20 protein-coding genes and 2 pseudogenes are annotated in these 26,326 nt (G+C 44.6%); 7 read left to right on the top strand and 15 right to left on the bottom strand.

The window, feature by feature from the left end:
- Nucleotides 1–146: 146 nt before the first annotated feature.
- Nucleotides 147–818 carry a type 1 glutamine amidotransferase domain-containing protein gene (locus AB4154_RS15635; protein WP_102398220.1) on the bottom strand — a complete coding sequence of 224 codons (672 nt, stop codon included), beginning with the start codon at nucleotides 816–818 and terminating at the stop codon, nucleotides 147–149.
- Nucleotides 819–1,045: 227 nt separating this feature from the next.
- Between AB4154_RS15635 and AB4154_RS15640 the strand changes: the two genes are divergently transcribed.
- Nucleotides 1,046–1,930 carry a LysR family transcriptional regulator gene (locus tag AB4154_RS15640; RefSeq protein ID WP_372123496.1) on the top strand — a complete coding sequence of 295 codons (885 nt, stop codon included), beginning with the start codon at nucleotides 1,046–1,048 and terminating at the stop codon, nucleotides 1,928–1,930.
- A 346-nt stretch (nucleotides 1,931–2,276) separates the two neighbouring features.
- Nucleotides 2,277–3,527: a sensor domain-containing diguanylate cyclase gene (locus tag AB4154_RS15645; protein WP_017059759.1), complete on the top strand. Its 1,251-nt coding sequence runs from the start codon at nucleotides 2,277–2,279 to the stop codon at nucleotides 3,525–3,527.
- 132 nt (nucleotides 3,528–3,659) lie between these two features.
- Here AB4154_RS15645 and AB4154_RS15650 read toward each other — a convergent pair whose 3' ends face one another.
- The gene (locus AB4154_RS15650) at nucleotides 3,660–4,484 is read right to left on the bottom strand and encodes a DUF2797 domain-containing protein (protein WP_017063586.1); all 825 of its coding nucleotides are present in this window, start codon (nucleotides 4,482–4,484) and stop codon (nucleotides 3,660–3,662) included.
- A 303-nt stretch (nucleotides 4,485–4,787) separates the two neighbouring features.
- Here AB4154_RS15650 and AB4154_RS15655 point away from each other — a divergent pair, with 303 nt between their 5' ends.
- Nucleotides 4,788–6,083, top strand: coding sequence for a GGDEF domain-containing protein (locus AB4154_RS15655; protein ID WP_372123498.1), 1,296 nt, complete (start codon nucleotides 4,788–4,790; stop codon nucleotides 6,081–6,083).
- 261 nt (nucleotides 6,084–6,344) lie between these two features.
- On the opposite strand, the gene AB4154_RS15660 is transcribed toward AB4154_RS15655, so the two are convergent.
- The 3 genes from AB4154_RS15660 to AB4154_RS15670 form a co-directional block, all read right to left on the bottom strand.
- Nucleotides 6,345–7,715, bottom strand: coding sequence for a DASS family sodium-coupled anion symporter (locus AB4154_RS15660; RefSeq protein ID WP_017059762.1), 1,371 nt, complete (start codon nucleotides 7,713–7,715; stop codon nucleotides 6,345–6,347).
- 196 nt (nucleotides 7,716–7,911) lie between these two features.
- Nucleotides 7,912–8,712, bottom strand: a complete 801-nt coding sequence (locus AB4154_RS15665) for a vancomycin high temperature exclusion protein (protein ID WP_017063589.1) — start codon at nucleotides 8,710–8,712, stop codon at nucleotides 7,912–7,914.
- A gap of 172 nt (nucleotides 8,713–8,884) precedes the next feature.
- Nucleotides 8,885–10,573, bottom strand: coding sequence for an NAD-dependent malic enzyme (locus AB4154_RS15670; RefSeq protein WP_372123500.1), 1,689 nt, complete (start codon nucleotides 10,571–10,573; stop codon nucleotides 8,885–8,887).
- Nucleotides 10,574–10,756: 183 nt separating this feature from the next.
- Here AB4154_RS15670 and AB4154_RS15675 point away from each other — a divergent pair, with 183 nt between their 5' ends.
- Both AB4154_RS15675 and AB4154_RS15680 read left to right on the top strand, forming a co-directional pair.
- Nucleotides 10,757–13,135: a helicase-related protein gene (locus tag AB4154_RS15675; protein WP_372123501.1), complete on the top strand. Its 2,379-nt coding sequence runs from the start codon at nucleotides 10,757–10,759 to the stop codon at nucleotides 13,133–13,135.
- A 203-nt stretch (nucleotides 13,136–13,338) separates the two neighbouring features.
- Nucleotides 13,339–13,716, top strand: coding sequence for a hypothetical protein (locus AB4154_RS15680; RefSeq protein ID WP_019821854.1), 378 nt, complete (start codon nucleotides 13,339–13,341; stop codon nucleotides 13,714–13,716).
- Between the two features lie 140 nt (nucleotides 13,717–13,856).
- Here the strand turns inward: AB4154_RS15680 and AB4154_RS15685 are convergent, their stop codons facing one another.
- The 8 genes and pseudogenes from AB4154_RS15685 to AB4154_RS15720 form a co-directional block, all read right to left on the bottom strand.
- A complete protein-coding gene (locus AB4154_RS15685; protein ID WP_372123503.1) occupies nucleotides 13,857–14,960 on the bottom strand; it encodes a phosphoribosylaminoimidazolesuccinocarboxamide synthase in 1,104 nt (367 codons plus the stop codon).
- Nucleotides 14,961–15,271: 311 nt separating this feature from the next.
- Nucleotides 15,272–15,679: a SulA-like leucine-rich domain-containing protein gene (locus tag AB4154_RS15690; RefSeq protein ID WP_017055178.1), complete on the bottom strand. Its 408-nt coding sequence runs from the start codon at nucleotides 15,677–15,679 to the stop codon at nucleotides 15,272–15,274.
- Between the two features lie 350 nt (nucleotides 15,680–16,029).
- Entirely contained in the window at nucleotides 16,030–16,218 is a 189-nt protein-coding gene (locus AB4154_RS15695; RefSeq protein ID WP_017059767.1) for a hypothetical protein, read from the bottom strand.
- A gap of 165 nt (nucleotides 16,219–16,383) precedes the next feature.
- Nucleotides 16,384–16,821 (bottom strand): annotated as a pseudogene (locus AB4154_RS15700) (hypothetical protein); the annotation flags it as partial.
- Nucleotides 16,822–16,901: 80 nt separating this feature from the next.
- Nucleotides 16,902–17,469, bottom strand: a pseudogene (locus AB4154_RS15705) (tetratricopeptide repeat protein); the annotation flags it as partial.
- 157 nt (nucleotides 17,470–17,626) lie between these two features.
- Nucleotides 17,627–18,292, bottom strand: coding sequence for an OmpA family protein (locus tag AB4154_RS15710; protein ID WP_372123534.1), 666 nt, complete (start codon nucleotides 18,290–18,292; stop codon nucleotides 17,627–17,629).
- 99 nt (nucleotides 18,293–18,391) lie between these two features.
- A complete protein-coding gene (locus AB4154_RS15715) occupies nucleotides 18,392–19,081 on the bottom strand; it encodes a DUF2786 domain-containing protein (RefSeq protein ID WP_017059769.1) in 690 nt (229 codons plus the stop codon).
- A 209-nt stretch (nucleotides 19,082–19,290) separates the two neighbouring features.
- On the bottom strand, nucleotides 19,291–19,974 hold the full coding sequence (locus AB4154_RS15720) for a DUF3334 family protein (protein ID WP_017059770.1): 684 nt from the start codon (nucleotides 19,972–19,974) through the stop codon (nucleotides 19,291–19,293).
- Nucleotides 19,975–20,196: 222 nt separating this feature from the next.
- Between AB4154_RS15720 and AB4154_RS15725 the strand changes: the two genes are divergently transcribed.
- Together AB4154_RS15725 and AB4154_RS15730 are read left to right on the top strand one after the other, a co-directional pair.
- Nucleotides 20,197–23,232: an FAD-binding and (Fe-S)-binding domain-containing protein gene (locus AB4154_RS15725; protein ID WP_017066184.1), complete on the top strand. Its 3,036-nt coding sequence runs from the start codon at nucleotides 20,197–20,199 to the stop codon at nucleotides 23,230–23,232.
- A gap of 66 nt (nucleotides 23,233–23,298) precedes the next feature.
- Nucleotides 23,299–23,760, top strand: coding sequence for an isoprenylcysteine carboxylmethyltransferase family protein (locus AB4154_RS15730; RefSeq protein ID WP_017059772.1), 462 nt, complete (start codon nucleotides 23,299–23,301; stop codon nucleotides 23,758–23,760).
- Between the two features lie 91 nt (nucleotides 23,761–23,851).
- Here AB4154_RS15730 and AB4154_RS15735 read toward each other — a convergent pair whose 3' ends face one another.
- Both AB4154_RS15735 and hutH read right to left on the bottom strand, forming a co-directional pair.
- The gene (locus tag AB4154_RS15735) at nucleotides 23,852–24,577 is read right to left on the bottom strand and encodes a DUF3581 domain-containing protein (protein WP_017067089.1); all 726 of its coding nucleotides are present in this window, start codon (nucleotides 24,575–24,577) and stop codon (nucleotides 23,852–23,854) included.
- A 208-nt stretch (nucleotides 24,578–24,785) separates the two neighbouring features.
- Nucleotides 24,786–26,318: a histidine ammonia-lyase gene (gene hutH / locus AB4154_RS15740; RefSeq protein ID WP_372123504.1), complete on the bottom strand. Its 1,533-nt coding sequence runs from the start codon at nucleotides 26,316–26,318 to the stop codon at nucleotides 24,786–24,788.
- Between the last annotated feature and the right edge of the window lie 8 nt (nucleotides 26,319–26,326).

Genomic DNA, 26,326 nt, shown 5'->3' on the forward strand with positions numbered 1-26,326 from the left:
TTAGCAAGAAGTCACGAGCACTTAATAGCGACAGAATTAGAAAAGAGCATACTTCTCTCATGAATAGTGAGTAGGAAATATGCTCTTTTTCGTTTCAGCGCGCTTATTTAGTTATCGCCTGTGACCTAATCAATACAGCGATTCGACTAAGAAAGCTGCTCAACAATTGCTACACCCACTGCGTGTGCGCTAGTTGGGTTCTGGCCTGTAATTACTCGCTCATCAACAATCACAAGCTCTTGCCAAGGTTGAACCTTGTTGAAACGCGCTGCGCTGCGAGCAAGAGACTCTTCCAGTAGGAACGGAATGTCGTTGATGGTGCCAAAGTCGATCTCTTCTTCACGTGTAAAGCCAGTCACCGATTTAGAGCTTAGTAGCTTCTCGCCGTTGCTTAAAACAATCGGAAGCAGCGCCGCAGGGCCGTGACATACTGACGCAATCACACCACCATCTTCGTAATGCTTAGCCGCAATAGCAGCGAATTGCTCGTTGGTTGCTAGGTCTGAAAGCAAACCGAAACCACCTGGGTAGAAGATAGCATCGTAGCTTTCTGCATTAATTTGGTTTACAGGAATCGTATTGTTGATGCGGTTTTGGAAGTCATCATCAGCCAAGATCTCAGCGTTTACTGAATCCCCTTCAATATCGGTTCCGTACAATGGGCCTTTACCACCCTTGATAGAAGCGATGTCGTACTCAAAACCCGCAGCAATGATCTCTTTGAGAGCATGAGTCAGTTCAGGCGCATAAGTACCATTCGCTTGATCTGTATCGCCTAGTGTTGCGTGGTTAGTCACTGGAATTAGTATTTTTTTCATGGTTCGTCCCTTTGAGCTGCTGTTTTTTTATTTAGGTGCTGACGCTTTTCGTTAAGCACTGATGCTGTTCGTTAGGCGCTAGCGCTTAGAGCTTGGTATCGCGTTGTTACTTAGCTATCGCCGTCTTGTTGTTTCTAATACTAGTTCTAAACCAATTAGGTGATAATATGCTAAACAGGCAAAACATTGTTGCTATATAGCAAAGATAAAATACGAGTAGATTAAGTATGGATAGCTTTGAAGGGATTAACGAATTTGTTGCAGTTGCTGAGTGCCACGGCTTTTCAGCGGCCGCCAAACAGTTAGGTTGCAGTACCAGCCATGTGAGTCGGCAGGTTTCAAGGTTGGAAGAGAGAGTGGGAGTGGCTCTGCTTGCGCGTTCAACACGGATGGTTAGCCTGACTGAATCTGGCCACACTTATTACCAACAGTGCAAAGACTTGGTGATTGGGCTGCAACAGGCCAATCACCAAGTCACGTCTCAACAAACTCAGTTGAGTGGTACTTTACGTGTTAGTGCGGCGGGCGCATTTGCAGAGAACCATGTTGCCGCGGCGCTGATGGAATTTGCTAAAGATCATCCTGAGCTCACCATAGAAATGAATTTCAATACCAAGATGGTTAACTTCATCGAAGATGGCATCGATTTCGCGATTCGTTATGGTCGATTGGACGATTCAGGATTGGTGGCAAGAAAGCTGGTTGATCGCCCGATGGCAGCGGCAGCAAGCAAATACTATATAGAACAATTTGGTACGCCCACTCATCCAGAGCAGTTAAAAATGCACAGCTGCATTACCGCCAACAGTGATCAGTGGCTATTTGAGAAAGAGGGCAAACCGTTAAATGCAGTGCGAGTACATGGACGCTGGCGCAGTAACAATTCGAGCGCAGTACTGAAAGCATGTGAAGAGGGGCTTGGCATCGTTTATCTTCCTAAAAGCAGTTTCAATGGCAGTCTTAGCAATGGAAAACTCGTCCCTGTGTTAGAAGAGTATTGGGGAGCGGGCACAAGCAGTTGGATTGTTTATCAGAACCGTCGTTTTCTTCCACAGAGAGCACGGTTAGCTATCGACTTCTTAGTCTCATATTTCTCTGATTGGAATGAATAGTTCGTAGGTTTAAAGAATAGTGCGCAGGTTTAAAAGAATAGCGAACAGGATTTGAAGTGGTTGGGAGCGGATTCTTTCATCAGTTCAAGGCCAAAAGTAGAAAAAGATAATGGTTACATTGGTATAGGTTATCTATTTCTGTTTTTTGACGCGAATAATGGGATTGAGATGCTTGTCTACTTTTGATAACTGGTGTTAGCGATTGAATTGTAGAGAAGCTCGCAACAGTACGATATACTAGATACCATATTAATGTCCCTAACGCGTGATAGATTCTGTGGAAGCGTTGGCAGGATGTGTTGTTATGCTCCAGTTTATGAAGTGTAGCTAGAGTGCGGAGTTGGCAATGTCTTCAATAAATTTCGAATCCACGTACGGTGTAATAACTATTCAAGATATGAATGTAGTGAGTGTTGACGCTAACTATGCTCGCATCTATGGATACCAATCGCCCGAAGAACTACTTTCTAATATCGATAGCTTTCTAGATCTAATCTCAGAAGATTATCATGTTCTCGCCTATCAAAATTACCTTGAAACGGTCAGTGGTCAACGCGACCCTCAGGTTCACACCTATACCAATGTTGATCGCAATGGCAGAGAGTTCACCGTGTTTTCTATCGACCATGTGACGGAGTGGCAGGGAAGACCTGCACTGCAAGTCACAGTGATCGATCTTTCCCCTGCGATTCAGCTGCAAAATGCGGTGCGTGAGCAAGATAAGATGTATCACGACATGATCATGCAATCTGGGCAGGGCATCTTGGTTCACCGAGATTTCAAGCCGCTGATGGTTAATCAATCTTGGGTCAACATGCAAGGCGCGGCTTCCATCGAGCAAGTATTAGAGCTGGACTCTATCCTTGAACTGGTACCAAAACAGAATGCCGATGGCATCAGCAAGCACTATCACGCGATCGTATCAGGGGAGTTGTCAGGTACTAGTACCGTGGTTGAAAACATTGGCTTTGACGGCGTTCATCGGTTCTTCAATATTTACGACAATGCGATTACTTGGAAAGGTCAGCCAGCCGTTCAGGTTGTGCTCGAAGATGTGACTCAAAAGGTGATGCTGGAAAAGCAGTTGGTACACCAAGCGAATTACGATGAAATGACGGATTTGCTTAACCGTAGGGCGATTTATGAGTGGCTGAGAGAGCACCTTGTCTCTGAGACTCACTTAGTGTGTATGCTGCTTGATATCGATGACTTCAAATCGATCAATGATACCTACGGGCACATGGTGGGTGACGAGGTAATTTGCGCATTGGCTGATATTACTAAGCGTAATGTTGAGGCTGTGGGCGGTGTCGCAGGTCGATGGGGCGGTGAAGAGTTCATTGTATTTATCCCTAATGCGTCGCCTCAGATTTCGCGTCAAGTGTCTGATCAGATCCGAGAGCAGTTTAATCAAACCGAATTTAAGATTGATGAACAGTTACGATTTAATTCTAGTGTCAGTATCGGAATCAGTGATAGCCAAGCCTGTGAAGACGGTGTCACGATTGATGCACTCGTGAATTTAACCGATCAATCTCTCTATCGCGCGAAAGCCAACGGCAAGAATTGTGTAGACGGAGATGTGGTTGCGCTCTAACGCCTAAAATCGTCATCGAAAGCGAATAGGATCGACAACGAAAAATGCCCTCAAGTCATCACTTGAGGGCATTTTATTTTTTGGCTATTCACTAAGCGCTTCTAACTATAAGAAACGTTTAAGTTCTACAAGTTATGCAGACACTTCCACTTCGTAAGAACCAAATTTACGGATGTTAATCACACCTGTATCTAGGATAAGGTATTGGCCTTTAATGCCTTGAAGTACGCCTGTCACTTCAGGATTCTTATCAAAGTTGTGCGATACAATCTTCACTGGGTGCTGCTCAACCGGGTAGCTCAGTGAAGTGATGTTTTCGCTCAGAATCTCGATTGCATCGTCACCAAACTTCGCTCTGATCTCTTGGATCTTATCTTCAACCAATGGCAATAGTTCTTTGGCTTTTTCTACCAACTCCATATCGTCGCCATCGCCTTTTAGCAGCGTGCGCCAGTTGGTTTTGTCAGCAATGTGCTTCGCTAACTCAACTTCGATCAGGCCAGAGATCTGACGTGTTTTTACCTTCAAGATAGGCAAACCTTGAGTCGCGCCTTGGTCAATCCAACGGGTAGGGATTTGAGTATGACGAGTGATACCTACTTTTAGGCTTGATGTGTTCGATAGGTAAACGAAGTGATCAACCATGCAGTTCTCTTCACCCCATTGAGGCTCACGACATGTGCCTTCATCGTAGTGACAAGTCTCTGGTTTCATGATGCACATGTCGCAGCTTGCTAGCTTTTTCATGCACACAAAGCAGTGGCCTTGAGAGTAGCTTTTCTTGGTTTTCTTACCACACGAACAACAAAAAATATTGCCGGTATGGGTAAGGTTGATGGTTTTACCAATCAGAGGGTTTAGCTCTACAAACTCTTCGCCTACAGGCAAACGGTAGGTAACCGCGCCATCAAGGGAAGCACTCATCTTTTTGAGTGTTCCTTTTGCTAATAAAGACATGACATTACTCGTTGTATTTTGATTATTATTTCGTCGACTCGATTGCGCTGTGAGCAGGCAGTACGGTTAACGATGATTATGCGATGAGTATAACAAATAGAGCCTGTTTTTATACGCAATATTACTTGATTCTCGCCGTGAATAATCAACAGCAAATACATGCATTAAAATATAGTATGACATTTTGTTCGGGCGTGATATAACGTTTTTTAGTGATTTATTGGTATTAAGATCACTAATTTATCTAACTTGTTTTTTATCGTGAAATCCCAACTATAGGGATATTAAGCAGGAAGCTTAGACGTGAAGTGGATCCATAAGATTGTTATCTTTCTAGTTATCGCAACGCTTGCCATTGTGCAGTATTACCGTGTGAGCGGAAATCGTGTGATAACGGCAATTACCCCTGATAAATATGAATTTATCGCGACCAGTGATCAAGTTGATAGGGGAGTCAGTACGTCCCAGTTATCTTATGAAAATGGACAGTACACTCTCGATTGTGAACTTAAAGAATCTGAGTATCCGTGGCCTTACTGTGGGCTGTCGATTCGTATCAACCCTGACATCACCTCGGGCCTTGACCTTTCTCAGTACCACACCTTTAGAGTGAACATTGATTACCATGCGGAGGCTGACTCTAGTGGCCGTTTGAGAACCTATCTACGTAACTACAACCCTGCTTATTCAGTTCCTGATGACGAGTACACGCACAAGTACAATGGGATGGAGTTTTCTCCAGGAATCGATGGTGGTGTGATTGAAATCCCGATCAAAAATCTGCAAGTGATGACATGGTGGCTGGCTGACAACGACATTGCATTAGAGCACTCTGCACCTGAATATTCGAATGTGAATATGGTCGAGTTTGCTACCGCGTCTGGTGCGAAACTGGGCCATCATCGAATTGTTATTCGCAGCATCGAGTTTGAAGGCTCGTATATCTCTGCGGAAAGCTTGTTCTTGATCTTGCTGTTTACCTGGGTCGGAACAGGTACTGTGTTCTTACTTTCAGAATTGCATCGTTCAAGAAAACGCATGGTGATCGCAGAGAAAAGACATCACCACTTAAAGAACGTCAATCGCGCACTGAGAGAACAGAATTTTGAATTTTCAGAGATGGCCCATCGTGATGAGTTAACCGGAATACTAAACCGCCACGCGATTCGTGATTGGTTGAAAATGCAGTCACAACATGTGAAGCAAGGACATGGCAAGCTGGGTATGTTGTATCTCGATATCGACTACTTCAAGAGTGTAAATGACAAGTACGGACACCAAATGGGTGACCATATTCTACGTGAGTTCAGCATGGTGGTGGGCAGTTCGATCAGCGCTACCGACAAGTTGGTGAGATGGGGTGGTGAAGAGTTCATTGTTTTTTGCCCTGAGACTGATCTTGGCGAAGCACAAAGAAAGGCCGAGAAAATCCGACTTTTAGTCAGCCAGCACCTTTGGGTTCATGGCGATCCGCTGACATGCAGTATCGGTGTTGCCGAGATGAAACAAGAGCGAGTGACAGAGACTATTGCTCGCGCTGATGAAGCTTTATATCAAGCAAAGCATTCAGGTCGAAATCAGGTGATCTTGAGTCACTAATCTGAAAATTGTTTTGATGAGTTTATAAGCCACACGTGCATATGTGACGTGTGGCGTTTTTATGGTTCTTCTCCCAAAAGCCAAAAGCCAAAACAAAAAAGGTGGCGCGGGGCCACCAAAAGGGAAAGCGTTTCTTGTTTTTATATGCCCGTTCAGTGCTTGCTTACGCTGAACGGGCATTTTTGTCTTGGTTGAACCGGGGGAAGTTCAACCAGTTTAGGGGAGCATTCCTGTAAGCATGCGCTTATAGAACGTTAGTGTTTACCAGAAGATCCAAGCGAACAGAGTCAGAACTAGGATACAAACTAGGTTCAACACCATACCGATTCGCATCATCTCTTTCTGCTTGATGTGACCCGAGCCAAACACGATTGCGTTTGGTGGTGTTGCAACAGGAAGCATGAAGGCACAAGACGCAGCAACAGCGATCAGTGCAGACAAAATAACTGGCGACATACCAAGTGCTTCAGCGATGGTTGCGAATACTGGCACCAGAAGTGCTGCACTCGCTGTGTTACTCGCAAATTCCGTTAGGAATACCACGAACGCTACCACGGCTAGAATCGTAAGCAGTACGCCAGCTGTTTCTAAAAATCCGCTTAGTGAGTGTGCTAAGAATACGCTGGTTCCTGTCGCTTTTAGAATGTTACTTAAGCAGATACCACCACCGAATAGGATAAGAACACCCCAGTCCGTTGTCTTCTCAACGTCTTTCCATTCCACCGCTCTAGAAGCGCCAAGCAGTACAATTGCGCCAATCGCTACTAAGCTATCAAATTTAGAGAATCCGCCAATCATTGCGTTGATTGGTTTACCGAATATCCAAAGCGTTACGGTTAGAAGGAAGATAGACAGTGTGATTTTCTTGCTGTTTGTCCACTCAACGGGAGCGTGGTCTAGCTCGAATTTGTGGTCAAGCTTTGGCTTAGTCATCACGTAAAGAATAATCATCGCGATTGGCAGTAAGATCATTGAGATTGGAAGACCTAGCGCCATCCACTCAGTAAAGCTCAAGCCAACTTCTGCAGCGGCGATTGCGTTCGGTGGGCTACCCACTAAGGTTGCGATACCACCAATCGATGCACAGTAAGCGATACCCAGCAGTACGAACACGTACGTGTTGCGGTCTTCACTTTGGTCAACTTTGTTCATGATGCCAAGAACAAGGGGAAGCATCATTGCAGTCGTTGCTGTGTTCGAAATCCACATCGACAAGCCTGCACTCACACCGAATAGCATGAACACCGCCACCGACATTCTGCCTTTTGCAATCAGCAGAACTTTGTCGGCAATCGCCTTATCGAGCTCTTGCTTGTTGAGCGCAGCAGCAAGGGCAAAACCACCCATGAATAGGAAGATGATTGGGTTCGAGAAGTTCGCTAATGCAGCGGGCGTATTGAACACACCAAACAAGACAGCCAAGAGTGGAACGAGCAGAGCGGTGATGCTGACATGAATAGCTTCGGTTAACCATAGAACCGCAACGAACACGAGAATACTCAAACCAGTATTGACTTGTGATTCGAAAGGAAGGGTGTTGAGCAAGAGTGCGAATAGCGTGAAATTACCAATTAATATCATGCTGTTGCGGGTGAACAACCAGTGTTTCAGTGTAGTAACAAGTGCCGTCATAAGACGCTCCTTTTGTTATCCTCGTTTTATTGGTGCACGACTTCATTGAGTCGTGCTTATTATTTTCGAGGTATATAGCTTGATGTAGGGTCAGACTTTGTTGGGAGAATGTTACTTAAGTTAATAAAGGCGTGTTGGTGTGTTTTTGTGTAACAGTGGGGAAATGTGAGGCAACAAATTCAAAATGTGTAGTTTTCTACACATCTGTCTCTGCTGGGTCTGCAATAGGGTTTGTTGTAGGATCTACAACAGGGTTTACAGAGGGGTCAGTCATAGGGTTTGGAATCGGAAATGATTCCGGTTTTGGACTCGATTGAATGGGCTCTTTAGGTCCAAGGAACTTTGGCGTTGTCCCCATAATATACAAATCTAAGAAGGCTTTGGTACGCGCAAAAACTTCACGCAAACGGATAGAGGTGCCTGAATGATGAGTAGGGCCTGAAACCGCTAAACATTGTGCATGAATATCGTAAGAATTAGCGATAAATAGTGCTCTTTCACAGTGGAATTTCTGAGTAATGATCAGGAAGTTGTCGGTGTCGAAGATCTTTTTAGCGCGAACAATCGAGTCTAAGGTTCTAAAGCCTGCGTAATCGAGGTTAATGCGTTCATCGGGTACACCCGCTTTCAGCAAGTCGCGTTTCATCGTCCACGGCTCATTGTAAGAGCGATGAGCGTTATCACCACTTAACAGAAACTGGTCGACTTTTTCACGGTCGAACAGCTCAATCGCGGCTTCGATTCGGTGCTTATAATAGTCGTTGAGTGTTCGACCCAAATATTTGCTCGTGCCAAGCACAACGGCGACCTCAAGCTCGGGCACTTCATCTATATCGTAGATGATGCGATCTTCCGCTTGCCATGAAACCCAATAATCGATCGCAATAACCGCAGCGCTGCCTACTAAGAACACGAGGAAAGCGCCAAACAGAAAACCTTGCAGTTTTTTGTAAGCTTTTTTTATGTAGCTACGGATAATGTGAGAATCAAATTTCACTCTCGGTATGGTCCTTTCACTGAGCATTAATTTTTGAGTGCTCGATAATACCAAATAAAAATGAGAAAAATCAGTTAAAAAGACAAGACAGTTTAAAGAAAAAAGCCCCTGCAATTGCAGAGGCTCATATAAGAGTCGTTAACGCTCTTTATTCCAAGCGCAGTACGCTTTATTAGAATGCCGTGCGCTTGTAGCGACGGTAAACTGGCTGCCAGAAGTGCTGGTCAATCGCTTGTTGCAGTGCTTCTTCAGTGATCTCTAGAGCAACGCCCTGTTCAATCGCCTTTTTACCTACCGCAAGAGCAATTTTCTTAGATACCGTGTGGATCTCTTCCAATGGTGGAAGTAGAGCACCTGTGCCATTGATTGCTAGTGGAGAACACGTAGCAAGTGCACGGCTTGATTCCATTAGCATTTCGTCAGTGATGCGTGAAGCATTCACAGCCAATACACCAAGGCCAATACCTGGGAAGATGTAGCTGTTGTTACACTGAGCGATTGGGTAAGTTGTGCCGTTGTGAACGACTGGCTCAAATGGGCTACCTGTCGCAACAAGTGCTTGGCCATCAGTCCAACGAATAATGTCGTTTGGCGTCGCTTCAACACGGCTTGTTGGGTTCGACAGTGGGAACACGATAGGGCGTTCACTGTGTAGGTTCATCTCTTTGATGACTTCTTTGCTGAATAGACCTGGAGCACCAGACACACCAACCAATACGGTTGGTTTCGCGTGGCGAACTACGTCTAGTAGAGAGAAACCAGTGCCATCGCTTTCCCAGTCTTTGGTGTTTTCGTTGGTTTGAATCAGACGCTGTTGGAAATCAAGCAGGTTTTGCATGCCTTCTTGTAGCAGACCCCAACGGTCAACCATGTAAACTTGAGAGCGAGCTTGTGCATCGCTGATACCTTCAGACACCATTTGGGCAATGATAGCTTCAGCAATACCACAACCTGCAGAACCCGCACCTAAGAAGGTGATGCGTTGATCTGAAAGTTTGCTGTTTGCTGCTTTACATGCTGCAAGTAGAGAACCAACCGTTACGGCTGCTGTGCCTTGGATATCATCGTTGAAACAACAGATGCGATCTTTGTAGCGCTCAAGCAGTGGCATTGCGTTCTTTTGTGCGAAATCTTCGAACTGAACTAATGCATCAGGCCAACGGCGTTGAACCGCTTGGATGAACTCTTCAACGAATGCATCGTAGTCAGCACCCGTAATACGAGGATGACGCCAGCCCATGTACATTGGGTCAGCAAGACGTTGAGGGTTGTTAGTACCCACATCGAGCACGATTGGTAGCATGTAAGCTGGGCTGATACCGCCACAAGCTGTATAAAGTGCTAGCTTACCAATTGGAATACCCATACCACCGATGCCTTGGTCTCCCAAACCAAGAATACGCTCACCATCCGTAACCACGATAACTTTAACGTTGTGGTTTGTCGCATTATTCAGTAGGTCATCGATACGATCGCGGTTCGGGTATGAGATAAACAGACCACGGCCACGACGGTAAATATTTGAGAAGTTCTCACATGCTGCGCCAACTGTTGGCGTATAAATGATAGGCATCATTTCAGAGATGTGGTTTTGAACTAAACGATAAAAAAGCGTTTCATTAGTGTCTTGGATGTTACGAAGGTAGATATGCTTATCCATATCACTTTCGAAGTTACAATATTGTTTGTATGCACGTCCTACTTGCTCTTGGATTGTTTCGGTTGTTTCCGGTAACAAACCTTCAAGGTTGAAAGAACTGCGCTCTTCAGCAGAGAATGCGCTGCCTTTGTTTAGAAGAGGTGTACTTAGTAGAGCAGGACCAGCATAAGGGATATATAGAGGGCGTTTATCGTTGTTCATTGGATGCCTAATATGGGAGAAAGGGTAACTAAAAAATGATAACGGTTTAGTTATTCAATTGTAAATAGTTTCTCCGCGATCTGAGCAAACAAAATGATACTCTTACCTCTGTCCCACACTTATCGAATTTCAACACGATAATTCGTTATACTTTGCTCACACTTTTTCGCTACTCGCCATTTTATGTCATTACTTCCCATCGATGCTTATCAAAACGTATTCCACGAACAAATCGCTAATTCTCACCTTGTCGTAGAGGCGGAAACCGGATCAGGTAAATCAACGCGCCTGCCACTTTGGGCCTCTCAACATGGACGAGTGTTAGTGGTGGAGCCAAGACGCATCGCGTGTACATCACTGGCTAAATATCTCGCGCAGCGATCAGGCGAGAAGTTGGGTAGCAAAGTGGGCTATGCGATTAAGCTTGAGTCAGAGTATAACGAGCAAACTAACGTTGTTTTTGTGACGCCCGGTATCGCGCTGCGTTGGTTATCAGAAGACGGATTAGCCAGTTTTGATGTGATTGTGGTGGATGAGTTTCACGAGAGGCGCTGGGACATTGATCTGCTGGTGGCGATTCTGAGACAAAAAGAGAGCCATCGCTTGGTGATCACTTCAGCAACCATTGAAGGGGAGCGTCTTGCTGATTACTTGGATGCGAATCGAATTAGCTGCGAGGGGCGAACTTATCAAGTTGAGATTGAACACAGAGCGAATGAATCCAGAACACTGCCTGATAGTCGACATCTAGGGCAGCGCATCGTGGAAGAAGTTAATCATCAGTTGATCGCTTCTTCTGGCGATATGTTGGTTTTTCTACCGGGTAAAAAAGAGATCGTGCAATGCGAACAAGCCTTAGCGAAAAATCCAGATATCCAAGTTGTTAAATTGCATGCGTCGGTCAGTGATAAAGAGCGAGATTCAGCGTTATCGGGTCGGAATATCCATACTGAAGGTAATGGTTTGAGAAAGGTCATCCTTGCGACCAACGTTGCAGAAACCTCATTAACCATTCCTGACATTGGCGTGGTGATAGATTCAGGATTAGAGAGACGCACCGTTCAGCGTAATGGCAGAGCCACACTGATGCTTAAATCCATATCACGAGCGAGTGCCAAACAGCGAGCTGGCCGCGCGGGTAGGGTAATGGATGGCGTTTGCGTGCGTCTATATGGTGAACATGCGGCGTTAGAGTTAGTCACACCGCCTGAATTGCAGCGTGAAGAGCTGACTGAACCTATGTTGGCCGCAGCATGTTGTGGATCTCCGCTTGAGAGCTTGTCCTTCCTTGACCCTATTCCAGAGAAATCACTCAACAGTGCAACTCAAACCTTGCTGACGATGGAAGCGATTAACGCCGACCATCAAGTTACCGAGCATGGTAAAAAGCTGTATCCGTTGCCGATTGATGCTTTGTATGCCGATATCGTTACTCGAATCAAAACCAAAGCATTAAAAGAGGCGATGGTTGATCTCACTGCGGCGCTGTCCGTTCCTGCTCGCTTGTATCAGTTACCAAACAATGCAGAACATCTTGAAGCGCTCGCGCAACAAGAGAAGGAAGGGTGTGATTTAAGCCTGTTGATTCAGATTGTGCGCGGTCGAGAATATCCGCATTTAGACATCGACCAACAGGCTCTGAATGAAGCTCAAGGATTGGCGAAGCAAATGCGGGAGGTATTTGAACTTCCTCAGCTAGAAGTCGCGTCACGTTTCCAACGCATTGAATTGCTCAAGACCATTGTGAATCTGCATCCTGAACTGGTGTTTGTGCGCCGACTGAAAAGGAAAGAAGCCTTTGCCAATGGTGTTTTAGAAGTGGTGCTCGGTCGTCAGAACCGTTTCCCTGATAATGCACAAGCGATGTTGGTGTTGGATACTCACAGCTTGCCGGGAAGAGGCGTTAAGCAAACACTGACCTTAGCGACGGTCACGACACCCATTCCTCTTGAGCTTCTCATTGATGCTGAACTAGGAGAGTGGGAGCAAGGCGAAACCGTTGTGAATGATGATGGTGTTTTTACCGAGATGGCATTGGTGTACGCAGGCCGCACGATTACAACCAAACTCGTCGCCGCTGAAGGGCAACTATCGTTAAAACCTATCGTCGACCTTGTGTTAAGTGGGGTTCAGCTTCCCGGTTTTGCAAAGGTTCGCACTCAAGAAATCAAACACTGGCAACTGTATGTGAAACTCGGTCTCGATGAGCAAACACAATACACACCAGAAATTGAGAACATTAACTTTGAGCTATGGTTTACAGAGCAGCTTGAAGTGTTAGGTGTTACTGATGTCAGCGAATTGGAAATGTTTGACCACGCAGACATACCGTTCGATGGCATTCCAACTTGGTTCTATTCAGAATTTTCGGAGAAATATCCGTTTGCATTGAGCCTTGCCGACTTGCAACTCGATGTAGAATACTTGCCTGCGAGAAAGCTGATTTACGTTCACTATCAATCGGGTAGTCGAAAGTTATCGCCAAAACGTTGGGAGCTGCCGACATGGTCAGGCTGGCGTATTCAGTACAAAAAAGCGAGCCGAATAATTGATATCAAATAGATGGATAAGTTTTATCTCTAAAATATTAATCAAATAGGTGCATATATGATTTTTCAGTGCTTATTTTGTTACAAGTTTGATTTTTATATGCCTTTTTAACCAATCAAAAGGTCATAAAAGACTATTCTTCTATATCCTATTGCTATAAAGAAAGAGTTGATAGATATTGAGTATATTGTGTTGCCAAAGTGTCGGGGGACATCATGGATAAACAGGAAGAGACGCGTGTAGAGTTCGATTACACAACATTTCTTGGCGCCTCATGCAGTAAAAAATGGACTTTTCTGGAAGCACTCACCACAATTGCGCCAGTGTTTAGTACCGTCTGGCGAGATAGCATTAAAGAGCTAGCAAGCCCTGAAGATCGTTTATGGCAGATGGCATTGAAATCGATGTCGACGCGTAAAAGTGATGAGTCGAACATTGTGACCTTACTCAAGCTCGCGAAGCTGGAAGGAATCAATGAGCTCAAAGTGGTGATGCCATATTCTCTTGAAGAAGAGCAGATCGAGTATATTGAATCGCGCAGTCATTTAGTGATTGCGGGTAATTCAGGAGAAGAGTTCACTATTAGGCTGTAACTTCAGTTCGCCGATAACCTCTCTCAGGAATAGTAAAACGTACACGTGAAAAGGGCCTCAATGTTGAGGCCCTTTTAGTATCTAAAATCTGTGTTTACGAGCTTATTAGCTTTCTAGCTTTTTATTTTGAGATTAAGCGACTAGTCGATTAGACCATAGTCAGCGCGTAGTACATCAATGATCTCTTGCTTAGGATTTTCGCTCAGTACGATCTCCGCACCTGTGATTTTCGCTGCGATATCAAGGTAAGTGCGAGACAGAGACATTAGCGAATCAAGAGGCAGTTCATTGTCACGAGCCAATGCTTCACGTTCTGGCATGCGTTCTTTGTTCAAAAGAATGTCGGCATCAGGGAAGTAGTTAAGCAAGAACTGACGGAAGCCTTCTTTTGAATTCTCAACGATGTTGCCGTTGTTGTATTCCTGAGTATCCCAAATGCGAGATGAATCTGGAGTACCGACTTCGTCCATGTAGATAAGCTTTTCTTTGCCTTGAGTATCGTTGACGTAGCCAAACTCAAATTTGGTATCAACAAAGGTTTGGTCTACTTTTGCTAGCGCTTGGCTGATTACGTTGAAGCCTTCTTTAAGAAGTTTTTCGTAATGCGCGATGTCGCTTGCTTGAGTAAAGTTGAATGCTGCGAAGTTATCTTCGATGTTGTTGCGTGTGATGTTCACATCGTCAGCTTCTGGAACGCCAGGAATACCTTTCAGAATCCCTTTTGTTGAAGGCGTGATCAGTAGCTCAGGCAACTTCTTGTCTTTCTCAAGGCCTTCAGGCATCTCGATACCACAGAATTCACGTTCGCCGTTTGCGTATGCACGCCACATTGAACCAGTGATGTATTGACGACAAATCGCTTCGATCATGACTGGGCGAGCTTTTTGTACAATCCATACGAACGGGTGAGGGATATCAAGAATATGACTGTCAGCAAGTCCGTTGTCTTTAAACAATTTGAACCAGTGGTTAGAGATAGCATTCAGAGCCGCTCCCTTACCTGGAACACCTTTAAGATTCCCTTCACCACGCCAGATACAATCAAATGCAGAGATACGGTCACTGATCACCATGATTGCTAAAGGCGCATCTGGTGCTACATCGTAGCCTTTCTCTTTAATTAGTCGTTGGCTATCTTCTTCAGTTAACCAGTAGACCGAACGAACCTTGCCACTGTGGACAGGTTTATCAGTACGGATTGGTAGGTCATCATTTACGGCAAGAACTTGATCAGCAAGGCTCATTTAGACATTCCTATCTTTTATCAAACGTCATACAGAGAAGTGCGGTGTGCACATGATTAGACGGGCATTATACCCAATCTACTATTTGCTTCCAGAGAAAAAGCAAACGATTGCTAAATCTGTTGTTTAAATAAAAACCCCCGCCTAACAATCCGCTAAAAAATGGGCGAATTGTAGGGCAGGGGAAGGCAGTATGTTTGGACTGTGTTTTGGCGAATTGTTTCTTAAGTTAAATTAAGTTTGTTAGCTAAAAGATTAAGCTATGTTTGTGGACCATGTTTTTGAGCCAAAATGTTATTAAGCAAGGTGGCTTAGTGAATACGCTCTGAATTTGCATCCATAAAGAAGACTTCACATTGAAAGCGTAACCCTAATGTTCTTAGGTACTGTTGGCTGAACTGATCAATCGATGCACTTGCAACAATCGCGCTCGCATTCTTAGAGCGGATTGCTTTCTCGACAGTCTCTACCTCAGTCATTTGATGAGAGGCTTTCATATGAATAACGCGGTCGCAGCAAACATTATGTTGCTTAAGCTGCTTAGCCGATGGTCTTGGTGTTTGAGCCGTAAACAGTAACCACTGATGTTGATTGGACAGCAACGCCATTCTTGCAAACAACGCTTCCTCGTTTGAATTTTTGCTTTTACGAGAAACTGATGTAAATGCGCAGTGAACTAGCGGGCTAGAGTGTTGTGCTTTAACGTGTGCTTGAATCATTTTGCTGTCCCTATATACATGCTGTATGTGTATACAGTAGTTTTAGTTGCTTATAAGATCAAGCGTTTTTTGCGGGATTATTGGACGATTTCGTTTGAGGTTATGGATGGTAAATGATTAAATCATTGAAAGTATTCGATAAATTAAATTTGAATGAATCTGCTGTTTTGTATCATAAGTTGAATAAATGTGAGCTTTATACAGGTGTATACACTGGTTTTTGCAGAAAAGTACTGTATATACCTGTATAGAAGAGAGAACAAAGAAGAAAGAAGAAAGAAGAAAGAAGATCTAAAACCACAGGCACAAAAAAAGCGCCTTAGGCGCTTTCTTATATTTCACGGTGTTGCTTATCTCAATGTCGCTTGGGAGAGTTTTGCTCTCATTTCCATTTCACCAATATTGAACTGGCGAACATCAATGGTTGCAATATCATTGCACTCGTTACATGCATGATGACACTTACCATCTAGGTAGTCGTGCTTTTTAACTAGGCTTGGCTTTTTGCACCAATCACAAACGCCTTCTATTGTGAACATATTCTCTCCTCACCTGTTTAAGTCAGGTGTATTTTCGGCGAAAATTATGACACAAGTAAGACCCATTAGTTAATAGTTTGTTACCCATTTTTGAGAGGGGGATCGATTGCAACACCAATAAAATCGATATCTTTGAGATCTAGGAAAATGAAGATGTGTGTTTGTTTACGGTTTTGTAACATTTTGTAAAATGGTTTTTAGCGCATTGTTCAAACGTTTCATTTCTTCGTCACATCCGTGACCATCTGGATGGTAGATCTTTGATAGCTGTTTGTATCGGATCTTGATGCTTTTCTGGTCGGGGATTGAGCTAGGTGTGTAGCCAAATAGCGCGCAGGCCACCTGCAAATTACTCAGACCTTTGCTGTTTTTCTGCTTCTTCAATTCGTGGAACATAGTGTTCAGCTGGCGTTTTTGCTGCTTAATCGTAAGGTCCTTCGAGCTAAGCTGCGCTTCAAGTGATTGTTGTTGCTGTCGCGAATCACCCGACTTTAGAGCTTGTCTTTTTCTTGAGATAACGAGCGTCGCAATAATGCTGATGATTGAAATCAACACGGCCAACGCAGCACCAATCATATAGTCAGAGCTAGTTAGGTTAGAACTGGAGAGGTTAGAGCGTGATGCTTGGTGAGATTGAACGTGCTTAGATACCCCCTGACTGGTGTCTATTTCAGAGTCGATGCTGTCATCGAGCTGTTCTATTGAAGAGATCTGTTTTGCACGTTGCTGGTTGAATTGTGCTTCCAAAATGCGGTTGTAGCCCTCTTCTGCTTGTGGATTATCTTTTAAGGCTGCTTCATACCATAGCTGCGCTTTATCTAATGGTTGAAGGAGGTCTTGTTCTAGCGAGGATTCGTAGAGTTTTGCTACCTCGATAGGTGCGCGCTGGTTACCTTGCAACGCCGCTTTAATAAACCATTCCAAAGCAAGCTTGTTACTTTGTTCAACACCTGTACCTGCCAAGTACCATTCACCCAGTCTAAATTGCGCGTTTGGGTTGCCGTTTTCTGCTGACTGCGTGTACCAATACAATGCATCACTGGTGCTAACAGGAACGTCGACACCCGATTCATAAGCTTGAGCCAATTGGTATTGAGAAACTGGATCTTGAGGTTGTGATTCTAGTGAAAATTCATCACTGCTTGCTGCGTGCACGAAATGTGTGGTGGACAGTTGAATCGTGGAAAAGATGAGGGCTAGAAATAGTGTTCTAAGAAATGATGATGACAGAATGTTGGATAGGATCAGCAAAAGATAAGTCTCGTAAAAAAGCCCAGAATCGATATGTCAGTATGAATACGCTTTATGGTCGTTGATTATTATTATCACGTTAAATGAGTAACATAACTGATAAACAACTATATAGAGGTTAATTCAATAGATAAAGATGGACTGGGCTTTAATCGTGCTACTTAAGCGGCAAGATTTGAATTTCTACGCGACGGTTACAAGCACGACCTTGAGAGGTGTTATTGTCACATAGAGGGTAGCGCTCACCGTTACCACGAGCAATAGCACGACCTGCAGCAACGTCTTGAGAGATCAAGAATGCACGAACAGATTCAGCTCGACGCTCAGAAAGGATTTGGTTCGTCGATTCGCTGTCAGTGTGACCTTCAATCACTAGGCTAGTGTCTGGGTATTCAACTAGGATGCGAGCAACGCCGCGAAGGGTATTGTGAATGCTTGATTCCAAAGCGTAAGAGCCAGAATCAAAACCGATGCCGTTTTCTAGGCGAAGTAGAAATTGGTTCTCACCGACACGTTCAACTTGAACGCCTGAATTCATTAGCTCTTCACGAAGGGCAGCTTCTTGTCGGTCAAAGTAGTAACCAATACCACCAACAGCGGCGCCACCGGCAGCACCAATAAGTGCACGTTTACCACGGTCTTTAGAGTCACCAGTTGCAGCACCAGCAACGGCACCAGCGAGTGCACCAATTAGAGCGCCTTGAGTTGCAGAGTTAGCCTCAGATTCGCCAGTTGTCGCGTTTTGGCGTTGAGTTGCCTGACAACCCGTTAAAGCGATAGTAAGCGCTAGGGCTAGTGTGATTTTTTTAACGTATTTCTCCATCATGTACTTCTGTCAAACGAATGAATCCGAGTGACAAACATAGTCCTGTAAATCTTATTGATGGTTTTTATCAATACGTCGAAGCAATGTAAAGTGGCTCTATGATTTAGTTATCTTTTTAGCTGCCTGGGTACCGCCAACTGGTCGATTAACAGACAATTTACGACCTTTCTTCAAACCAACTTCATAATCGGCGGTGAGGTTTTTCATCGCTTCTCTCAGTTGCTGCTTGAACGTTTCACGGTCGATATTTTTGAATTCTTTATCAATGTAGTTATTGATCTTGTTGTTTGATTCGTCGTCGGGAGTAATGGTTGGTAGCTTTTCAAGCGCACCTTCAACCCAGCCTGAAACAAACGAGTTCACGCGGCGTGTCACTTCTAAGGACCCTGTGCCAGAGCCAGCAAAGCTATTTCTGAATTGGCCGGTGTGTTCATTCAGTTCACGATAAATGATATCGAAAGCGAACGCTGCGAAGATCGCGCGGTCGGCTTCACCAATGAACTCAACACGCTTGAGGCCTTTATGATTCAGCAATACGGCTTCTACGCCAAATTTGGTGTTGATACCGCGAATAACACGCAGCAGTGTAGAACTGATATTTGCAGGTAACAGGTGACTGGACTGAGTTTTCCCCATCTTGATAAATTCAATATCGTCTTTTTCGAGACCATATTTCAGCATCAAGTTATGCGCCATTTTTATCGCATTGGCAGCTTCATTGACGTTCGCAGAATTTCCAAGCTCAAGACACTTGGCAATTTTCTTTAGGGCTTTTTTCTTATCCATCGACAATTTAATCAGTACCGCAAATTTTTAAAAGTCCAACATTTTACATGTTTTCGCGGGTAACAGAAAGGCAAAACTGGTTTGATGAACAAGGAAGGCGGTGAACATTGAACTGCATGAGCCCAGTTGGCGGTAAAAACAAAAACGCCATCAAGCGTATTGATGGCGTTAGTGACACGTTTTTTCAATATGTCTAGAGCATTCGTAAACTAGATACCCAGTTCATCGAGTAGATCTGCCGCAGAATCATTGCCAGAGCTTTGAGCTGGCTTGTTCGCTTCTTGCATTTTTTTCTGAGTCGCCTCAAGAATGCTATCTGGACATTCGTCTTCTGCGATTTCAAATTCTTCTAATTGAATGAACTCAGTCTTATCCATCGCAAGCTCAAGGTAGAAGATGTTGTTATTAGCGGTAGAGAAGGTCACACGACGAGCTTGTGGACGGTCGAGATTGGTATCAACAGAAAGGTTAACTTGCTTGTTCAGAGCCAGCATTTTCGGTTGGTTTTGTGTGATGTTGGTTTGCAGCTCTTTGCGGATTTTATTGGTGAAATCGCCAACTAATTGGTTCATCAACTCACCCAATACATCACCCACTTCGTCTGAAGTATGAAGCACAGCAAGCTCGTTTTCAGGCATGCCCATATTGCGCATGTAATTGGTGTAGATCTCTAGCGCTGCTTTGGACGTAAAATTAATAACAACGAGACCAGAAAAGCCGCCGTCAAACAGAACGAAGCAACCAAAATCTGGCTTTAGGCTTGTCTTGTTGATCTTTTGAACCATGGCTGAATAGGACACCTGAGAAGCCGTCGCTGAAGTCAGTACGCTTGAGACTGATTGGCATAGTTTAAGAAGGATATCTTCAGTTGTGACTGTTTTGTTTTTTTTCATTGTGATGTGCTCGTGGAGATGTCTTAAACAAAATGTTATTCAGTATATTGTTACTGAATTAAGACGAAAGTGACTATTTCTCCATTCTTGCACTGAGATTCTGATTTGATCACCTTTTTATATGATCTTAATAGTAGTAAAGTGACGAAATTCAAAGAAAATTATTAAAAATCTCAGATAACCCAATGCTGATAGGATCAGCGAAGTAGGGGCAGGAAGCAAATGTTACCAAGACTTCAACTCAATGCTGATGTCGATCCAGTTGTTGTACGCTTTTTAGATGAACTAAAAACAGCGGGCTTTACTGGCGACATTGAATCTCAATATTCTAGCCGTTTGGCTGTGGCGACTGATAATAGTGTCTATCAGCAATTGCCGCAGGCGGTCATCCTTCCTAAAACAACGCAAGACGTTGTGCTTATCGGTAAAGTGGTTTCTAAATCCGCTTACGAACGCGTGACTTTTTCCCCTCGTGGCGGCGGTACCGGAACCAACGGACAATCTTTAACAAAAGGTGTCGTGGTTGACCTGTCGCGATACATGAATAAGGTTCTTGAGATTAACGAGAAAGAGGGCTGGGTAAGAGTTCAGTCTGGTGTCGTTAAAGATCAATTGAACGACGCTGTTCGCCCTTATGGTTACTTTTTCTCTCCAGACCTTTCTACCAGTAACCGAGCAACCTTGGGTGGCATGATCAATACCGATGCTTCGGGCCAAGGGTCATTGAAGTACGGCAAAACGTCTGACCATGTATTGTCGCTGCAAGCGGTGTTCGCAGATGGTTCATGTCTAGAATCTGATTTATCACACGGCTTACCTGTAGAGGGTGAATTCGCTCACCATGCACTTGCGGTGACAGAGGCGGTTTGTCGAGACAAACGCGCTCAAATCTTAGATAAATTCCCTCCGCTGAATCGCTTCTTAACAGGCTATGACCTAAAGAATGCAATCAACGAACAAGATGACAGCTTTGACCTAACTCGCGTTCTATGTGGCGCTGAAGGTTCTTTAGCATTCATCACGGAAGCAAAGTTAAACCTAACCAAGATTCCAAAAGCGCGCACACTGGTTAACGTGAAATACAACACGTTTGATTCTGCGCTGCGTAATGCGCCGTTCATGGTGGAAGCGAAAGCACTGTCTGTTGAAACGGTAGATTCAAGAGTATTGAACCTAGCGAAGCAAGACATCGTTTGGCACACCGTGAGCGATTTGCTGACTGATGTTCCGAACAAAGAGATGCTTGGCATCAACATGGTTGAGTTTGCAGGCCAAGATGAAGCGGAAGTTGAACAGCAAGTTCAAGCGCTGACTGCACGCCTTGAAACCATGGTTGAAAGCGAAGAAGCCGGCGTGATTGGTTTTCAAGTTTGTAGCGATTTGGCGAGCATTGGCCGAATCTACAACATGCGTAAGAAAGCAGTGGGTCTGTTAGGTGCGGCGAAAGGCCGAGCTAAGCCAGTCGCTTTTGCTGAAGATACTTGTGTACCACCAGAAAACCTCGCGGATTTCATCTCTGAATTTAGAGTGTTACTCGATTCAAAAGAGTTGAATTACGGCATGTTTGGTCACGTTGACGCGGGCGTATTACACGTTCGTCCAGCATTGGATCTGTGTGACCCGATGCAAGAAGCATTGATGCATGAAGTCTCTGATGAAGTGGTTAAGCTGGTGGCGAAATACGGCGGTTTAATGTGGGGCGAGCACGGTAAAGGTTTCCGTTCTGAGTATGGCCCAGACTTCTTTGGTGAAGAGCTGTTTACCGAATTAAGACGTATTAAAGCAGCATTCGACCCGCACAACAAGATGAACCCCGGCAAGATCTGTACGCCTTTAGAAAGTGACGCTGAATTGGTGAAAGTCACCGATACCAAGCGTGGTTTCTACGACCGTCAGATCGACGTACAAGTTCGTGACAGCTTCAAGCAAGCAATGGAATGTAACGGTAACGGCTTGTGTTTCAACTACGATACTAGCTCGCCAATGTGTCCTTCAATGAAAGTTACGGCTGACCGACGTCACTCACCCAAAGGCCGCGCAGGCTTGGTAAGAGAGTGGTTGCGTCAACTGACTGAACAAGGCGTTGATATTCTCGACCTTGAGCAAGAAGCGTTGAAAGACAACACACCCGTTAAGACTATGATTGAGCGTGTTCGCAATACGATGAACAAACGCCATGAGTACGATTTCTCGCATGAAGTTCATGAGGCGATGAACGGTTGTTTGGCGTGTAAAGCGTGTGCGAGTCAATGTCCGATCAAAGTCGATGTACCAAGTTTCCGTTCTCGATTCTTGAACATCTACTACTCGCGTTACCAGCGCCCTGCAAAAGATTATCTAGTTGCCAACATTGAAACCATGCTGCCGCTGATGGCGAAAGCGCCAAAAGTAGTCAACGCTGCATTGGGTCAAAAGTGGATCCAAACGGCAACAGCTAAAACGGTCGGTTATGTTGATGCACCATTGATGTCGGTGCCTACGCTCAAAAATCGTCTAGCGAGTAAAGAGCTGCAACTCTTCGATTTACAGTATTTAGAAGGCTTGTCTTCTGAACAGAAGAAACAGCATGTGCTGATCGTTCAAGACCCGTTTACCAGCTTCTATGATGCCGAGGTGATTGAAGACTTCGTCACTCTGGCTCAAAAACTTGGCAAAACTCCGGTACTGCTGCCGTTCAAACCGAATGGTAAAGCGTTGCACATCAAGGGCTTCTTAAATCGTTTTGCACGTGAGGCGAAATCGACTTCGGATTTCTTGTCGATGGTGGCGGATATCGGAATTCCTTTGGTCGGTGTTGATCCTGCACTGGTGCTTTGTTACCGCGATGAATACGTCGAGATCTTAGGTGACAAGCGCGGCGACTTTGATGTACTTACTGTGCATGAATGGTTAATGCCATCGCTAGGTGAGTTCGAAGCACGCTCAGCAAGTGAAGATATGTGGTACTTGTTTGCTCACTGTACTGAGAAAACCAAAATGCCGAACGCTGAAAAAGAGTGGGGTACTATCTTCAAACACTTTGGGGCGGCGTTAACCAGCGTTCCTGTCGGCTGTTGTGGTATGGCGGGAACTTTCGGCCACGAAGTCGATAAGCTACAAATGTCGAAAGACATATATGGTTTAAGCTGGAAGCCTCAAATGCAGGACTTACCAAAAGATCGTTGCTTGGTGACGGGCTATTCTTGCCGCAGCCAAGTGAAGCGTTTTGAAGGTGAGAAGCTTGCTCACCCATTACAGGCGCTAGCAAAAATTCTCTAATACATTTAGCCCAGCAATTGCTGGGCTTTTTTCTAAACTAACAAAGGAATGTTAATAAGGAAAAGTATGAAATTTCTAGAATTAAAAGTACCACCAGTTGCACTGTTCATTATTGTATTCGTAGCATCATACTTCTGCGCTCAACAGTTGAGCCAAGGGACACTGGCATTGCCTCATGGAATGATTGTGTTAGGAATCGGAGTCACATTGAGTGGTGTGATCGGAATATCCGGCATATTGGAATTTCGAAAACAGAAAACCACCGTTAACCCGATCAAAGTAGAAACCGCTTCAGCCGTCGTGGACAGTGGAATTTTTGGCTACACGCGAAACCCAATGTACTTAGGGTTGTTCATCCTGCTATTTTGCTTTGGCTACTTCTTCCAGAATATCTTCAGTGTACTACTTAGCTTTGGCTTCGTAATCTACATGAATTACTTCCAAATCAAACCCGAAGAGCGAGCACTAGAACAATTATTCGGCGCAGAATATGTTGATTACAAACAAAAGGTTAGACGCTGGATTTAGTGATGATTTGAGTGCTGGCTTAGTAATCGAAATAAAAAAGCCCAGCTTGAGATTATCAAGCTGGGCTTTATTGATCTTGTTCTAGAGCTGATTAAGCAGCGGCTGTGAACTGAGCTAGAAACATCTCTTTGCGTTCGTTGAAGCGGTTTACTAGGTCGTCTACAGAAGCTTGGTCGTATGGCTTAAGGCCACTTGCTACCATACGCTTCACGCCTTTACCGACTACTTCGCCGTCTTCTTTGAAATCGAAGTTCAGGGTCACGATGCCACGTTTGCCTTCAACATCAAAAGTCGCGCCAGAGAATTCAACTTCTGGGTGAGACAGGTCTAGGCGAGTAAATTCAACTTCCATGCTCTCGTAAATCACTAGAGGACGTTGGCAGTTGATCATCATTTGTTGTTCTTCCATAAGAGGAACCATGATGTGTGGGAAGTTCATGCCAGAGAACTTAACGTAGTTTGTTACTACGTGCTCGATGAATGCTTGATCATGGCTCTTCTCTCCTTCACAAGACATGTGTAGGTACTCTTTACCATTTGCATCGATAAGTGAGCTCTCTTTTTCACACTTGTTATCAACGCTTAACGCAATACCGTTACCAACCATACCTGAAAAATCAAAACGCATTTTTTGGCTGATGCCTTCTTTTTGCAGAAGTACTGCAAATAAAAGATCGCCAGGTACACAGAAGCGCTTGTTGTCTTCATCGTGAATCGGGTTGAAATCGCCAGCTACTTTTTTAGCAAAGTGGCTTGCTTGTTCACGAGTGAATTGAAATTGATTGTCTTCAGTAGAAAAGTAAGGTGTCAGAAACATAGTATCGCTATTAGTCATAAAATCTGGGGTGGATTATAGCTAACTAACTTCGTTCTAATGGTCTATCCAGTTAACTTTGCTTATATATCAGTCAATTAGATAAATACGTTGGATGGTATGTGGCAGTTTTACAGGGGATATGGTGACTGGCTCAATGCAACAAGGGCTAATCGATAGCCCTTGTTTATATGACGTGTTATTTCACGACTTAAAAGCTACACAAAATACCGTCAGGCATTAAGTGGTTGTGCACAGACAATTTGAGTAACAAGTTAGCTTGCTCGATATCAGGAGAGAAGTAACGGTCTTTGTCGTAGAAGCTGACTTTCTCGCGCAGTATCTGTTTTGCTTCTTCTACTCGAGGAGAAGAGAGATTTGGTGCTCTAAAATCCAAGCCTTGTGCTGCTGCTAAGTATTCAACAGCCAAGATGCCACGGGTGTTTTCTGCCATGTCACGCAGTCGACGACCCGCAAAGGTTGCCATAGATACATGATCTTCTTGGTTTGCCGATGTTGGAAGGCTGTCTACTGAAGCTGGGTGTGCCAGTGTTTTATTCTCGCTTGCCAGAGCAGCAGACGTTACTTGAGCAATCATAAAGCCTGAGTTAACGCCGCCGTTATCGACTAAGAAAGGTGGAAGTTTGCTTAGTGCGCTATCAATCAGCAGTGCCATTCTTCGTTCAGAAAGGCTACCAATTTCTGCAATCGCAAGTGCTAGGTTATCCGCTGCCATTGCCACAGGTTCTGCGTGGAAGTTACCACCTGAAATAATGTCGCCGTCTTCAGCAAATACCAGTGGGTTATCCGATACCGAGTTCGCTTCAACGTTTAACGTTTCTGCTGAATTACGAATTTGCTGTAAACAGGCACCCATCACTTGAGGCTGACAGCGCAACGAGTAAGGGTCTTGAACCTTTTCACAGCAAGTGTGTGATTCACCAATCTCACTCTTTTGATCAAGCATATGGCGATAAGCAAGCGCGGCATCCATTTGACCACGATGACCACGAACGCGATGAATTCGAGGGTCAAACGGACGACGACTACCCAGTGCAGCTTCAACAGACATTGCACCACATACGGTTGCAGACGCAAACAAGTCTTCCGCTGCGAACAGACCTTCTAATGCAAAGGCAGTCGATGCTTGTGTGCCGTTTAACAGCGCTAAGCCTTCTTTCGGCGCAAGTGTGATTGGTTCAAGACCTGCGATCTGCATTGCTTCTAAGCCAGTGATGATCTTGCCGTTGTGGCGTGCTTGGCCTTCACCTAGCAGAACGGTACTCATGTGGGCGAGGGGAGCAAGATCTCCAGATGCGCCTACTGATCCTTTTTGTGGAACACACGGGTAAACCTGCGCGTTCACAAGATCGATAAGAGCGTTAATCACTTTGAGGCGGATACCAGAGTAACCGCGAGACAAGCTGTTAATCTTCAATACCATCATCAAGCGTACGGTTTCATCAGACATGAACTTGCCAATGCCCGCAGCGTGAGAAAGTACGATACTTTTCTGTAGAACTTCGAGATCTTCAGGCGCAATCTTGGTGTTTGCTAATAAGCCAAAACCCGTGTTGATGCCATACACAGTGCGGTCTTCAGCAATCACTTGTTCGACAACTTGCATGCTCGCTTCGATATCCGGGATTGCTGCAGGATCGAGTGATAAGTTCACAGGGCTACGGCTGATTTTTCGAAGTTCAGATAGGCCAAGAAGTCCTGGCTTAAGTAATAAGTTCAACATGTTCTCTC

The sequence above is a fragment of the Vibrio sp. 10N.286.51.B11 genome, assembly GCF_041469245.1.
Classification (GTDB): domain Bacteria; phylum Pseudomonadota; class Gammaproteobacteria; order Enterobacterales; family Vibrionaceae; genus Vibrio; species Vibrio crassostreae_C.

Excerpts from the sequence above, each read along its gene's own strand:
- AB4154_RS15635 (WP_102398220.1), bottom strand. The coding sequence starts at position 818 with ATGAAAAAAATACTAATTCCAGTGACTAACCACGCAACACTAGGCGAT.
- AB4154_RS15640 (WP_372123496.1), top strand. The coding sequence starts at position 1,046 with ATGGATAGCTTTGAAGGGATTAACGAATTTGTTGCAGTTGCTGAGTGC.
- AB4154_RS15645 (WP_017059759.1), top strand. The coding sequence starts at position 2,277 with ATGTCTTCAATAAATTTCGAATCCACGTACGGTGTAATAACTATTCAA.
- AB4154_RS15650 (WP_017063586.1), bottom strand. The coding sequence starts at position 4,484 with ATGTCTTTATTAGCAAAAGGAACACTCAAAAAGATGAGTGCTTCCCTT.
- AB4154_RS15660 (WP_017059762.1), bottom strand. The coding sequence starts at position 7,715 with ATGACGGCACTTGTTACTACACTGAAACACTGGTTGTTCACCCGCAAC.
- AB4154_RS15670 (WP_372123500.1), bottom strand. The coding sequence starts at position 10,573 with ATGAACAACGATAAACGCCCTCTATATATCCCTTATGCTGGTCCTGCT.
- AB4154_RS15675 (WP_372123501.1), top strand. The coding sequence starts at position 10,757 with ATGTCATTACTTCCCATCGATGCTTATCAAAACGTATTCCACGAACAA.
- AB4154_RS15680 (WP_019821854.1), top strand. The coding sequence starts at position 13,339 with ATGGATAAACAGGAAGAGACGCGTGTAGAGTTCGATTACACAACATTT.
- AB4154_RS15685 (WP_372123503.1), bottom strand. The coding sequence starts at position 14,960 with ATGAGCCTTGCTGATCAAGTTCTTGCCGTAAATGATGACCTACCAATC.
- AB4154_RS15690 (WP_017055178.1), bottom strand. The coding sequence starts at position 15,679 with ATGATTCAAGCACACGTTAAAGCACAACACTCTAGCCCGCTAGTTCAC.
- AB4154_RS15695 (WP_017059767.1), bottom strand. The coding sequence starts at position 16,218 with ATGTTCACAATAGAAGGCGTTTGTGATTGGTGCAAAAAGCCAAGCCTA.
- AB4154_RS15710 (WP_372123534.1), bottom strand. The coding sequence starts at position 18,292 with ATGGAGAAATACGTTAAAAAAATCACACTAGCCCTAGCGCTTACTATC.
- AB4154_RS15715 (WP_017059769.1), bottom strand. The coding sequence starts at position 19,081 with ATGGATAAGAAAAAAGCCCTAAAGAAAATTGCCAAGTGTCTTGAGCTT.
- AB4154_RS15720 (WP_017059770.1), bottom strand. The coding sequence starts at position 19,974 with ATGAAAAAAAACAAAACAGTCACAACTGAAGATATCCTTCTTAAACTA.
- AB4154_RS15725 (WP_017066184.1), top strand. The coding sequence starts at position 20,197 with ATGTTACCAAGACTTCAACTCAATGCTGATGTCGATCCAGTTGTTGTA.
- AB4154_RS15730 (WP_017059772.1), top strand. The coding sequence starts at position 23,299 with ATGAAATTTCTAGAATTAAAAGTACCACCAGTTGCACTGTTCATTATT.
- AB4154_RS15735 (WP_017067089.1), bottom strand. The coding sequence starts at position 24,577 with ATGTTTCTGACACCTTACTTTTCTACTGAAGACAATCAATTTCAATTC.
- hutH (WP_372123504.1), bottom strand. The coding sequence starts at position 26,318 with ATGTTGAACTTATTACTTAAGCCAGGACTTCTTGGCCTATCTGAACTT.